Here is a 12,391-nt window from a genome sequence, read left to right on the forward strand (position 1 = left end):
TTTGCGCGAGGTGGGGGAGGGTGCTCCTTCCCTGAACGCCTGGTTGATGTGAGAGGATCCAACGTGCTTGACGGTGTTCGCAAATACCTGCCCGGAAAACTGGGGGAGGTCCCCACGGTCATTCCCGTGGTGCGTCTTCAGGGCGCCATCGGCGTTTCTTCCTCGCCGTTTTCCTCCACCTTGTCGCTGGCCAATGTGGCCCGGCCGCTGGACAAGGCCTTTTCCATGCCCGGCCCGGCGGTGGCCCTGATCGTCAATTCGCCCGGCGGCTCGCCGGTGCAATCGCGGCTGATCCACAATCGCATTCGCTCGCTGGCCAAGCAGCATGACAAGGAAGTCCTGGTGTTCGTCGAGGATGTGGCCGCGTCCGGCGGCTATATGATCGCCGTGGCCGGCGATGAGATCATCGCCGATGCCTCGTCGATCGTCGGCTCCATCGGCGTGATCTATGCCGGGTTCGGCTTCACCGGCGCGCTCGACAAGCTGGGGATCGAACGGCGGCTGCACACCGCCGGCGAGAACAAGGCGCTGCTCGATCCCTTCAGCCCGGAGCGGGACGAGGATGTGCGCCATCTCAAGGCGATCCAGCAGGAGGTGCATGACGACTTCATCGATCTGGTGAAGTCCCGCCGCGGCGATGTGCTCAGCGAGGCGCCGGATCTGTTCTCCGGCCTGTTCTGGACCGGAACCGCCGGCCGCGATCTCGGGCTTGTCGACAGTCTCGGCGATCTGCGCTCCGTGCTGCGTGCCCGGTTCGGCGAAGAGGTGAAGACCCGCCTGGTGACCGCGCCGCGCTCGCTTCTGGGCCGGCGTCAGGGGGTGGGCGTTGCCGCCGCGCTGGGCGAATTGCTGACCGGGCGCGATCAGGGCGCAGGGCTTGCCGAGGAGGCAATCACCGCGCTGGAGAACCGGGCGCTTTGGGCCCGGTTCGGTCTGTAGGTCAGGCCACCGGTGATTTTGTGTCCCCGATGAAGGGGCGCGCAAGCAAGGCAGGGGAGACAAGAAGATGGTCAATGCCTTTGGCATCGCGGCGCTGGCGCTTGGCGGTTATGCGCTGGTGCGCGCTGTACGCCGCGAAATGACCCGGGTGGAACGCAAGGTCTCCGAGGCCGCGCGGAAAGACACCGATGGCGCCCCGCCCAAGGAGCTGGTGCGCGATCCGGAAACCGGCCGCTACCGGCCTGAAGACTAGCCAGCGCCCGCCGTGGCGGGCGCCGGTTTGGCTCCGTGTTTTTCTATTCGGCCGGGACGCCGGCCAGCCGGGCCACCGGTTCCTCGCGGATCGGCCAATGCACCAGCGCGGCGAAGATGCTGAGGGCGATACCGATATACCAGATCGCATCATAGGATCCGGTCTGGTCATAGAGCCGCCCGCCCAGCCAGACGCCCAGAAACGCGCCGATCTGGTGCGAGAAGAAGACGAAGCCGAACAGCGTCGCCATGTAGCGCGGGCCGAACATCACCGCCACCAGTCCGGAGGTGGGCGGCACGGTGGACAGCCACAAGAAGCCCATGGCGCCGGCGAATATCAGCACGCTCAGCGGCGTCGGCGGCACCAGCAGGAACAGACCGATGGCCACCGCCCGCGCCAGATAGATCAGGGCGAGGAAGATCGGCTTGGAGAAGCGGCCGCCGATATAGCCCGATGCCAGTGCGCCGAATACGTTGCAAAAGCCGATCAGCGCAATGGCGCTGGCGCCCCACATCGGGTCGAGGCCGAGATCGACGATGTAGGGCGGCAGGTGCACGGTGATGAAGGCGACGTGAAAGCCGCAGACGAAGAAGCCGAAGGTCAGGAGCACGAAGCCGCGCGTGCCGAAGGCTTCCCGGAGCGCTTCGATCAGGCTCTGGTCGTGCGCGCCCGGTGTCGCCGGTCCGGCGTCGGGCTTGCCGCGCAGCGCAATGGCAAGGACGGGCACGAGCAGCATCAGCCCGGACATGATCAGGAGTGCGTTCTGCCAGCCGAAGCCGTCAAGCAGCCCCTGGCCGAGCGGCGCGAACAGGAACTGGCCGAAGGAGCCGGAGGCCGTGCCGATGCCGAAGGCGAGCGAGCGCTGCGCCGGGGTGACCGTCCGGCCGAAGGCGGCGAGCACCAGCGAGAACGAGGAAAAGGCAACGCCGGTGCCGATCATCACGCCGGCGGAGAGATGCAGCACCAGCGGCGTGTCCGCCTGCACCGTCAGCACCAGCCCGGCCGCGTAGAGCACGCCGCCGAAGGCAAGGGTGCGTGCGGTGCCGTAGCGGTCGGCGATCATGCCGGCGATCGGCTGAGCCGCGCCCCAGAGAAGGTTCTGGATCGCCAGCGCCAGCGCGAAGGTTTCGCGCGACCAGCCCTGATCGCTGGTGATGGGACCGAGAAACAGCCCGAGCGCCGAGCGCGGGCCGAAGGTCAGCATCGAGATCAGGCAACCGCAGATGATGATCAGCGGAATGTTGGGGCCATCCCTGAAACGGCCGGGCAGGGGCGTGGGCATGAGGCGGATCCGGATTGCGGCGGCGCTGGGCCGAAATGGAGTGTTGGTGGGACTATGCCGCGCTTTGCGAGCTGAAAATAATGAAACATATTTATTCCAGATATTCGCATCTAGCATGAAACACGCATCCGATGAACATGTCGCCGCCAGCACCGAGGCCGGCCGCCTGACGGTCATCGAGGTGCCGGATTTCCGCGCGAGACTGTCCGTCTGGCTGTTATCTGGCGGAGCGCACGGCTCGCTGGCCTATGCCTTTTCCGCCCTTGAAACAGCCGTCTGAGCCGTTTTTGATGATGAAACGGACGTCTGATCAATAGGTTGCGGTGTTTGTGATGGTTTCGACAAGAAACCGTTTGGCAAGATCCCGGCGCGCACTTATATATACCCCGAATGAGCATAACCACCGGCGCGAGCCGCCTTTTTTAAACCTCTGGTTATGCTCAAATTGAGCACAATGCATCCGGCGGCGGAAGCATTGCGGATGCAGGGGGATCGGAGCGGGAGGCCCGTCCGGTCGCCATCAGTCAGGGAGGTCGCCATGACCACCACCATCCTGTCCTCCAGCTTCCAGGCTGGATCCTCCGAGCGCGTCGCGACGGCGCTGGACCGCTATGGTCCGGTCGAGCGGCCCGATCTTGCCTACACGCCGGAGGTCGCGGCCGAGACCGCCCCCATCTACGAGAAGGTCAAGGACTTCATCCCGGAGATCGAGTGGCCGCTCCTGGCGCCGCTGATCCATGCCATCAACAAGCTGAAGCGCGAGCGCAACGCGGTTGTTCTGGCGCACAACTACATGACGCCGGAGATCTTCCACGGGGTTGCGGACATCGTCGGCGACAGCCTGCAGCTGGCCAAGGAGGCCGCCCGCACCGACGCCGAAGTGATCGTCCAGTGCGGCGTTCACTTCATGGCCGAGACGGCGAAGATCCTCAGCCCGGAAAAGACCGTGCTCATTCCCGACAGCAAGGCGGGGTGCTCGCTGGCCGAATCGATCACCGCCGAGGATGTGCGCGGCCTGCGCGAGAAGCATCCGGGCGTGCCGATCGTCACCTATGTCAACACCTCGGCGGCGGTGAAGGCGGAATGCGACATCTGCTGCACCTCCTCCAACGCGGTGCAGGTGGTGGAAAGCCTCAACGCCCCGCGCGTGCTGCTGATCCCCGACCAGTATCTCGCCGCCAACGTGGCGCGCCAGACCGACGTGGAGGTTCTCACCTGGGCAGGCGCCTGCGAGGTGCATGAGCGCTTCACCGCCGAGGAGCTGCGCGAGTATCGCGAGATCGAACCGTCGGTGAAGATCATCGCCCATCCGGAATGCCCGCCGGAGGTGGTCGACGAGGCGGATTTCTCCGGCTCGACCGCCGGCATGATCGACTGGGTGAAGACCAACCTGCCGGAAAAGGTCATGCTCGTGACCGAATGCTCCATGGCCGACAACATCGCCTCGGAAACCCCCGGCGTCGATTATGTCCGGCCCTGCAATCTCTGCCCGCACATGAAGCGGATCACCCTGTCGAAGATCCTCGATGCGCTGGTGGAGATGAAGGAAGAGGTCACCGTCGATCCCGAGGTCGCCGACCGCGCGCGCCAGGCCGTCGAACGGATGATCCATCTGAAAAGCTGACGGACGCCGCCGGCGCCCGTATCATGACGTCCCTGCCTTGCCCGCCCGGGCCGCTTTCCCGCGGTCCGGGCTTTTCGACCGTTCAGCGGCCTACCTCCCACGACCGCCGGTCCTGTCTCCGGAACCGCATTCATGTCCGCATCCGCAACCAGCCATATCGATGACGTTCTGATTCTCGGCGGAGGCCTGACCGGTCTCTTCTGCGCGCTCAAGCTGGCGCCGCGTCCCGTCACCATCCTGTCCGCCTCGCCGATCGGTGAGGGGGCGTCGTCTTCCTGGGCGCAAGGGGGCATTGCCGCCGCCGTGTCCGATGAGGACAGCACCGCCGCCCATGCCGAAGACACGCTGGCCGTCGGTGGCGGGCTGTGCGAGGAAAAGATCGTCCGGTTGATGACCGAGGAAGCGGGCGAGCGCGTGCGCGATCTGCTCGGCTATGGCGTGCCGTTCGACATGGATCTGGAAGGGCGCCTGCAGCTTTCCCGCGAGGCGGCCCATTCGGCCAACCGGATCGTCCGGGTGCGTGGCGACATGGCCGGCCGGGCGATCATGAATGCGCTGGTGGCCGCCGTGCGTCAGACCCCGTCCATCCGCGTGGTGGAAGGCTATCTCGGCGAGGAACTGCTGCACGAGGGCCGGCTGGTCACCGGTGTGCTCGCCCGCCGGCGCGGCGATCATGAACGGCTCGCCTTTCCTGCCCATGCGGTGGTGCTGGCCTCCGGCGGCATCGGCCATCTGTTCGCGGTGACCACCAACCCGCCGGAAGCCAACGGCCAGGGCGTTGCCATGGCGGCGCGCGCCGGCGCGGTGATCGCCGATGCGGAATTCGTCCAGTTCCACCCGACCGCGCTGAACGTCGGGCGCGATCCCGCGCCGCTTGCCTCCGAGGCGCTGCGCGGCGAAGGCGCGGTGCTGGTAAACGGCGCCGGCGAGCGCTTCATGGAAGCGGTCGATCCCTTGAAGGAGCTGGCACCGCGCGATGTGGTGGCCCGGGCGGTGTTCGCCGAGATCGAGGCTGGGCGGGGGGCCTTCCTCGACTGCCGCGAGGCGATCGGAACAGTGTTTGCCGAGAAGTTCCCGACGGTTCATGCCGCCTGTCTCAGCGCCGGCATCGACCCGGTGCGCGAACCGATCCCGGTGGCGCCGGCTGAGCACTATCACATGGGCGGCATCCTGACTGATGCCAATGGCCGCAGCTCGCTCGACAATCTCTGGGCCGCCGGCGAGGTCGCCTCCAGCGGTGCCCATGGCGCCAACCGGCTGGCGTCGAACTCGCTGCTGGAAACCGTGGTGTTCGCCGCGCGCATCGCCGAGGACATTCAGGGGCAGATGCCCAATCCGCGCACGGCCCACTGGCCCGCTCTCAACGAGGACATTCAGGAAGCCACCCGCCGCAACGAGGTGGAACGCAGCGCCATCACCGTGCTGCGCGAGACCATGGCCGCGCATGTTGGCGTGCAGCGCGACGAGGACGGGCTGACCCGCACCCTGGCGATCGTCACCGCGCTGGAGGCCCAGTGCCGCCGCCGGTCGATCCTCAACATGATGACCACCGCCAAGATGGTGGCTGGCGCCGCACTGCTCCGGCGCGAAAGCCGGGGCGGTCACTGGCGCCGGGATTTCCCAGAGACCGATCCGGCGCAGGCGCGCCGGTCCTTCCTCAGGCTCTCCGATGTCGAGGCATTGGCAAGGGAAGCGGCGGAAAGCGCCGTCGGACAGGCGGCGATTGCCGAAAAGGTGAAGCTGTGAGCGGACGCGACACCCTGCCGGACCTGCCGGCGTTGATGATTGAGGAGACGGTCAAGGCCGCGCTGCTGGAAGACTGGGGCCGGACCGGCGATATCACCGCGCAGGCGACCTTGCCGCGCTCTGCCCGCGCCGATGCGGTCATTGCAGCCCGGGTGCCTGGGCGGATCGCCGGCATTGCCTGTGCGCTCGCCGCCTTCCGCCTCTCCGACCCGGAGATTCGCGCCGAGGCCCTGTGCCAGGATGGCGATCTTGTCTCGCCGGGGGACAAGGTGATGCGGATCGAGGGGCCGGCTCGGGCCGTGCTTGCCGCCGAGCGGGTTGCCCTGAACTTCCTGGGGCATCTGTCCGGTGTGGCCAGCGCCACGCATCTGTTTGCCGAGAAGGTCGCGCATACCAAAGCGCGGATCGTCTGCACCCGCAAGACCACGCCGGGCCTGCGTGCTCTGGAGAAATACGCGGTGCGCTGCGGCGGCGGTGCCAACCACCGCTTCGGTCTCGATGATGCGATCCTGATCAAGGACAACCACATTGCCGTCGTCGGCAGCGTTGCCGAGGCGGTGGCCGCCGCCCGGCGCTTTGCCGGCCATCTGGTCAAGGTGGAGGTCGAGGTCGACACGCTGGAGCAGCTTCGCGAGGCGCTGGAAGCGGGGCCGGATGTGGTGATGCTCGACAACATGCCGCCGGCGCGCCTGCGCGAAGCGGTGGCAATCGCGAACGGCCGGGTGCTGCTGGAAGCTTCCGGCGGGGTCAATCTGGAAACGGTGGCCGGCATCGCCGAAACCGGCGTCGATCTCATCTCCGTCGGCTGGATCACCCATTCGGCGCCGGTGATGGATCTGGGGCTCGATATCGCGCTGCGCGGCTGAGCCGGCTTACCCGGTCGCGTCCGGCGCGATGCCCTTGAAGAAGCGGCGCGCCTCCTCCTCGAACACCCGGGTGACCCAGGTGCCGGGCAGGCGTGCCGGTTTGGCAAGCGCGACCCGGTGCGGCGGGATGGGGTCTTCCAGCTGCAGATGGGCGACCGTTCCGCCGTCATAGGTGGTGCGATACGGCAATTCGGTCGCCAGCAGGCCGACGCCGAGGCGGCTTGCCACCATCGAGCGCAGCATCTCGATGGAACTGGTCTCCATGCCGATGCGCGCGCTCAGCCCGCGTGCCTGAATGATCGACAGGAAGAAGTTCCGGCTTTGCGGCAGGTTGACGAGGATGAGGGGATCCTCAAGCACTCGGGCGAGCGAAACGCTGGTTTCTCCGGCGAGCGGATGATCGCCGGCCACCAGCGCATAGGGCCTTGCCTCATGCAGCGGCGTCATCTCCACATCTCCGCCAAGACCGAAGTCATAGACGATGGCAAGGTCGATGCGTCCGGTCTCCAGCCAGGCATGCAGGGTTTCCAGGTCCGCCTCGTGCAGGCGCAGCCGGGCATTGGGCACGCGCGTCCGGAACCGGTCGATCAGCGTGGGCACATAGCGCGGTCCCAGGGTGGAAAACACCCCCAGATCCAGCATCGGCGGCAGCGGCGCCTCCTTGCCGGCGGAGGCGAGGATTGCCCGTGTCTGCGCGCGCAGGCTGCGGAACTCGGCCAGCTTCTGCCGCCCGAAGCCGGTGAGCGCCATGCCCTGGCCGGTGGCGCGCAGGAACAGCGGCTGGCCAAGGGTCTCCTCCAGCCGGGCCACCGCGAGGGACACCGAGGGCTGGGAGACGTTGACAAGGCGGGCGGCGGCGGCGGTGCTGCCGGTTTCGGCGACGGCGATGAAGTAGTCGACCTGCCGAAAGCTCAAGGGGATAGTTTCCATTTATCCCTTATATGAAAGAAATGTATTTCTTTCTATATCCGCCGCCCGCCTAGGCTCTGCCGAATGAGCCAGGCAAGAGGATGGCGGAAATGGAAACGGAAAAGGCGGCACGGCCGCTTGACGGCGTGCGGGTGCTGGATTTCACTCGGGTTCTGGCCGGACCCTATTGCACGGCGATGCTGGCCGATCTCGGCGCCGATGTGATCAAGATCGAAAGCCCCGGCGGCGATGATTACCGTCATGTCGGGCCGTTCCGTGAGGAAGAAAGCCTGCTGTTTCAGGCGGTCAATCGCGGCAAGCGGTCGATCGCGATGGATCTGAAGGATCCGGCGGCGGTGCAAAAGGTGCGGGAGCTGGTCAGGTCCGCCGATCTGCTGGTGGAGAACTTCCGCCCCGGGGTGATGACCAGGCTCGGCCTCGGCCCGGAGGCGCTTCAGGCGGAAAACCCCGGACTGGTCTATGTCAGCGTCTCCGGTTTCGGTCAGAGCGGGCCGAATGTCGCCCGCCCGGCCTATGACATCATCGTCCAGGCCATGTCCGGCCTGATGCATCTCAGCGGCGAGCCGGACGGAGCGCCGACCATGGTCGGCGAGGCGGTGGGCGATGTGGCCGGCGGGGTGTTCGCCGCCTTCGGGGCGATGGTCGCCCTGTTCGAGCGCCAGCGCACCGGCCGGGGGCGCCATGTGGATGTGGCGCTGTTCGATTCTCTCCTGGCGATGATGCCGACGGCGGCGACCCGCGTTCTGATGGCTGGCGAGGATCCCATGCGCACCGGCAACCGCCATGCCCTGTCGGCGCCCTTTGGCACCTACCGGGCCTCGGACGGACATTTCGCCGTGGCGGTGCTGAACGACCGTCTGTTCCAGGCGTTTTGCCGGGCGATTGGCGAGGAGGCCCTGACCGCCGATCCGCGCTTTGCCAGCGATGTGCTGCGCCGCCAGAACGAGCCGGCGCTGGCCACTCATATCGAGGGTTGGTCGGCGGGGCTGACCGCTGCGGAGGCGGTCGAGCGGCTTGCCGAAGCCGGCATTCCGGCGGCCCCCATTGAGACCGCCGCGGACGCCTGGCGTTCGCCGCAGGCCTCCGCGCGCGGCCTTGCCAGCATCGTCGATCACCCGCTGTTCGGGGCGCTGTCGGTCCCCGAGCAGCCGGTGCATTTCTCCGGTGCGCCCCGGGGTGGCCGGCGGCCCGCGCCAGCCCTCAATCAGCATGAAACAGAAATCCTTGCCGGACTGACCGAAGGAGCCAGCCAATGACCCCGACATTTCGTGACGATGAAGCGATGATCATCGAACAGATCGCCCGCTTCGCCGAAAAGACGCTGGCGCCGCAGGCCGCGCGGATCGACGAGGAGGGGCAGTTCGCCACCATCCACCGCGATGCGCTGGCGGAAATGGGCATTCTGGGCATGAACCTGCCGGAGCAATATGGCGGGGTGGGGCTGCCCGGCCCGGCGCTCTACCGGGCGGTGGAGCTGATCGCCGGCGCCTGCGGGTCCACCGCCTCCATGCTGACCGCACATTTTCTGGCAACTGATTCCCTGCTTCTGGGCGGCGATGAGGCGTTGAAGCAGCGCTATCTGCCGGCGGCGGCCGAGGGGCGGATGCTTGGCGCCTTCGCGCTGACGGAACCGGAAGCGGGTTCGAACCCGGCGGACATGCGCAGCCACGCGGTGGCCGAGGACGGCGGCTACCGGCTGAAGGGCTCCAAGTGCTTCATCTCCAATGCCGGCGCGGCGGATTTCATGGTGGTCTATGCCAAGACCGACCGGACCGCCGGCGCGCGCGGCGTCAGCGCCTTCGTGGTCGAACCGAAGACGACCGAGGGCATCGAGATCGGCCCCAATGAAAAGACCATGGGCCTGCGCGGCGGCCATGTTTTCAGCTTGTCGCTCGATTGCCACGTGCCTGCTGAAAATCTGTTGGGCGCGGAGGGCACCGGCTTCCGCACCGCGATGAAGGTGCTCGACAACGGCCGGATCGAGGTGGCGGCGCAGGCGACCGGCATCGCCGAGGCCGCCCTTGAGGCTGCGGTTGCCTATGCCAAGGAGCGCAAGGTCGGCGGCCATGCCATCGCCGACTTTCAGGGGCTGCAGTGGATGCTGGCCGATATGGCCACCGATCTGGCGGCGGCAAGGGCGCTGGCCTATCAGGCGGCGGAAAAGCGCGGCACCGGTCAGCGCTATTCGCGCGAATCCGCCTTCGCCAAGCTCTATGCCAGCGAGGCCGCCTGGCGGATCGCCGACCGGGCGCTGCAGATCCACGGCGGCTACGGCTACACCTGCGATTTCCCGCTGGAGCGCTACCTGCGCGATCTGCGCATTTTCCGCATTTACGAGGGTTCTTCTGAGATCCAGCGCACCATCATTGCCCGCGACCTCTTGAGCTGACGTCGCTGTCCGGGCCGAGGCGGCAGGCGGCAACCCCGTCTTCCATCGCCTTGGCCCGGTTCTTGAGCGCCGCGATATGGGTGCTCAGGGTGTCGGGGTCATTGACCCGCACCCGCCGGGGAAGAAAAAGCACCGCGATGGAGCAGGACAGCAGCGGATAGCGTTGCGGCTGCCCCTTCCGGTCGCTGGCCAGAATGAAGCCCTGTCGCCGGTGGTTTGCCTCATGCAGGCTTTCCACCTCATGCCGGAAGTCCCGGCGCAGCTCGCGCATGACTTCCTCCAGTGGCGCCAGCTCCTGTCCCTTGATGCCGAGAAAGAAATCATCGCCGCCGACATGGCCGATGAAGGCCGCCAGGTTCTGAAGCTTGCGACGGGCGATCTCCGCGAACAGCATCAGGGCACGGTCGCCGAGGCGGAAGCCGTAGGTGTCGTTGAACGGCTTGAAATTGTCGAAATCGACGTAGCAGAAGGCGCGATCGACGTCCGATTGCAGCGCCGCCTTGCCGACATGATCGAAGATTGCCGCGTTTCCCGGCAATTTTGTCAGCGGATTCTGATCCTGTGCAATCCGCAGTCTGGTTTCGTTGGAAAGCTTCAACAGCGCATTGGTCGGCAGATAGCCCGCATAGCGACCGTTTTGCGTGATCACGATGCCCTCGGATGGATCCGAGCTGCTGATCTCCACAAGGGTTTCCAGTGGGGTGTGGATATCCGCCACGGCACAATGGCGAATGAAACGCCGCAGGTGATTGTCGATGGTGGGATTGAGCAGCAGGTCGCGCCCGTAGGAGGTATAGAGCAGGCTCTTGAGATCGGGTTCCAGGATGAGGCCGGTCGGGTGATCGAGAGCGTCGAGCACCGGCAATACCGTCTGGCGGGCGTTCGCGCGGAAGATTTCCAGCGCTCTGGAGATGCTGGCCCCGGTGTGGATCGACGGCAGGACCTCCATCTCCCGCATCAGGAAGCCCGGATCGGCGCCAAGAGCCTCGCCATGGCGCAGAGCGGCGGCGCCAATCGTGTCATAGCACCGGCGCAAGCTCTGAAGATCAAGCGTGGGCTCTGCAATCAGCGCCCCTTGCACCAGATCGCAGCCCATTTCCCGACAGGCGCGCAGATCCGCCTCCGTTTCCACATTTTGCGCGAGCACCCGTCCGCCGAGCGCGTGGGCGAGATCGACCAGGCTCGCGGCGAAGCGCATCCGGCGCGCATCCCCGTGCAGGCCCGCGAAGAAGCTGCGGCCCAGCTTGAGCAAGCGCGGCCCCTGTTCGTATAGGGTCTGGAGCGGGGTGCCGATGGATTCAAGGCCGTCATGGGCATGGGAGAAGCCAAAACCGCGGGCCGTCATTACGAAACGATCGATGCTGTCCTGAGGGATCAATCCGCTTGCTGTCGGTGGCTCCAGGCAAATCGCTTCTGGCGCCAGTTTGTGCTTGGCCGTCAGGTTCTGGGTTTCCTTCAGCAGAGCGCCGTCGAGATCGAGGATGTGCTTGCTGACCGGCAACAGAAGCAGGAGGGGGCGTGCCTCCGAGAGCCGGGCGAATTGGGCGATTGCCCTTGCCCGCAGCAGGGTCACGAACTCGGGAAGACAGCCAGTCTCCGCAGCGAAGTCATGAATGAGATGGGGCGCGTCGAAGCCGAGTTTTTCCGGCCCGCACAAATGGGCGCCGAGCCCCTGAATCTCGCCGGTGTGGCTGTCGACAAAGGGTTGCAATGCAATGTCGAGATGAGCGCGGGCATTGGCCAGAAACAGATGGCTGTTCCGGTGCGAACGCCAGGCCTGCGTCAGGGCGTCGATGTCATGGCTCATCTGCGGGGCTCCGCGGCCGCTAACCGGCCGGCGCGCACGACTCACATGCCCGGGCTGGGCAGGTCGAACGTCAGGGCGAGAACCCTAGCTGGCAAATTTGAAGCCAATATTACGCTGGGAGATGATATCGAATGAGCGCTGTCGAAATGGAACTTCAGGATCTTGCGATGCAGTGCTGGGACAATGCCGAATTTGGTGCCATCGAAGTTTTTTTGGGAATGGTCCTGGCCATCTTCGCCGTGCTGACCATCAACTGGGCGATTATCGATCTCGCGGCCAAGGGCGAGAGTGTTACCGCTGCGAACGCCGGCGCGGCGATGACGATCGGGGCGCTGTTGATGACGGGAGGTGGTTGGCTGACCGGCCGGATCGTGTTCTTTTCCTATCTGATCGTGCATTCACGATATGACAATCCTTTCTTGTACTGGTCCGTCATGTGGGGCTGTATCTTCATTTTTGCTCAAGGGGTTGTTCAGTTTTCTCTCGATATTCGAGACCCTGTTATTTTATTGATTGATTTGTAAATCTTCAAAACGGGATTTCGGCAAACCCTGA

At 65.6% G+C, this 12,391-nt stretch carries 12 protein-coding genes; 9 read left to right on the forward strand and 3 right to left on the reverse strand.

Annotated elements, in window-relative coordinates; all coding sequences use genetic code 11:
• Positions 1–63: 63 nt before the first annotated feature.
• Both LC062_RS05635 and LC062_RS05640 read left to right on the forward strand, forming a co-directional pair.
• Entirely contained in the window at positions 64–939 is an 876-nt protein-coding gene (locus LC062_RS05635) for a S49 family peptidase (protein ID WP_224910051.1), read from the forward strand.
• Positions 940–1,006: 67 nt separating this feature from the next.
• On the forward strand, positions 1,007–1,192 hold the full coding sequence (locus LC062_RS05640; RefSeq protein ID WP_224910052.1) for a hypothetical protein: 186 nt from the start codon (positions 1,007–1,009) through the stop codon (positions 1,190–1,192).
• Positions 1,193–1,235: 43 nt separating this feature from the next.
• Here the strand turns inward: LC062_RS05640 and LC062_RS05645 are convergent, their stop codons facing one another.
• Positions 1,236–2,474: an MFS transporter gene (locus LC062_RS05645; protein WP_224910053.1), complete on the reverse strand. Its 1,239-nt coding sequence runs from the start codon at positions 2,472–2,474 to the stop codon at positions 1,236–1,238.
• Between LC062_RS05645 and LC062_RS05650 the strand changes: the two genes are divergently transcribed.
• The 4 genes from LC062_RS05650 (at position 2,473) to nadC (ending at position 6,710) form a co-directional block, all read left to right on the forward strand.
• Positions 2,473–2,754, forward strand: a complete 282-nt coding sequence (locus LC062_RS05650; protein WP_224910054.1) for a hypothetical protein — start codon at positions 2,473–2,475, stop codon at positions 2,752–2,754. The two genes, LC062_RS05645 and LC062_RS05650, sit on opposite strands and share 2 nt — an antisense overlap.
• Positions 2,755–3,012: 258 nt before the next feature.
• Positions 3,013–4,098, forward strand: coding sequence for a quinolinate synthase NadA (nadA, locus tag LC062_RS05655; protein WP_224910055.1), 1,086 nt, complete (start codon positions 3,013–3,015; stop codon positions 4,096–4,098).
• 132 nt (positions 4,099–4,230) lie between these two features.
• Positions 4,231–5,844, forward strand: coding sequence for an L-aspartate oxidase (locus LC062_RS05660; RefSeq protein ID WP_224910056.1), 1,614 nt, complete (start codon positions 4,231–4,233; stop codon positions 5,842–5,844).
• A gap of 35 nt (positions 5,845–5,879) precedes the next feature.
• On the forward strand, positions 5,880–6,710 hold the full coding sequence (gene nadC / locus LC062_RS05665) for a carboxylating nicotinate-nucleotide diphosphorylase (protein WP_224910328.1): 831 nt from the start codon (positions 5,880–5,882) through the stop codon (positions 6,708–6,710).
• 6 nt (positions 6,711–6,716) lie between these two features.
• Here the strand turns inward: nadC and LC062_RS05670 are convergent, their stop codons facing one another.
• Complete coding sequence (locus tag LC062_RS05670) at positions 6,717–7,625, reverse strand: LysR family transcriptional regulator (RefSeq protein ID WP_224910057.1); 909 nt, start codon at positions 7,623–7,625, stop codon at positions 6,717–6,719.
• A 104-nt stretch (positions 7,626–7,729) separates the two neighbouring features.
• Here LC062_RS05670 and LC062_RS05675 point away from each other — a divergent pair, with 104 nt between their 5' ends.
• Both LC062_RS05675 and LC062_RS05680 read left to right on the forward strand, forming a co-directional pair.
• Entirely contained in the window at positions 7,730–8,896 is a 1,167-nt protein-coding gene (locus tag LC062_RS05675) for a CaiB/BaiF CoA transferase family protein (protein WP_224910058.1), read from the forward strand.
• Complete coding sequence (locus tag LC062_RS05680; RefSeq protein WP_224910059.1) at positions 8,893–10,029, forward strand: acyl-CoA dehydrogenase family protein; 1,137 nt, start codon at positions 8,893–8,895, stop codon at positions 10,027–10,029. The genes LC062_RS05675 and LC062_RS05680 overlap by 4 nt, the downstream gene beginning before the upstream one ends.
• Here the strand turns inward: LC062_RS05680 and LC062_RS05685 are convergent.
• Positions 10,004–11,836 (reverse strand): GGDEF domain-containing protein, encoded by a 1,833-nt coding sequence (locus LC062_RS05685; protein ID WP_224910060.1) that lies wholly within the window; start codon positions 11,834–11,836, stop codon positions 10,004–10,006. The two genes, LC062_RS05680 and LC062_RS05685, sit on opposite strands and share 26 nt — an antisense overlap.
• 131 nt (positions 11,837–11,967) lie before the next feature.
• Between LC062_RS05685 and LC062_RS05690 the strand changes: the two genes are divergently transcribed.
• Positions 11,968–12,360 carry a hypothetical protein gene (locus LC062_RS05690; protein ID WP_224910061.1) on the forward strand — a complete coding sequence of 131 codons (393 nt, stop codon included), beginning with the start codon at positions 11,968–11,970 and terminating at the stop codon, positions 12,358–12,360.
• Positions 12,361–12,391: the final 31 nt, after the last annotated feature.

Source organism: Stappia indica (assembly GCF_020177335.1).
Lineage (GTDB): Bacteria > Pseudomonadota > Alphaproteobacteria > Rhizobiales > Stappiaceae > Stappia > Stappia indica_B.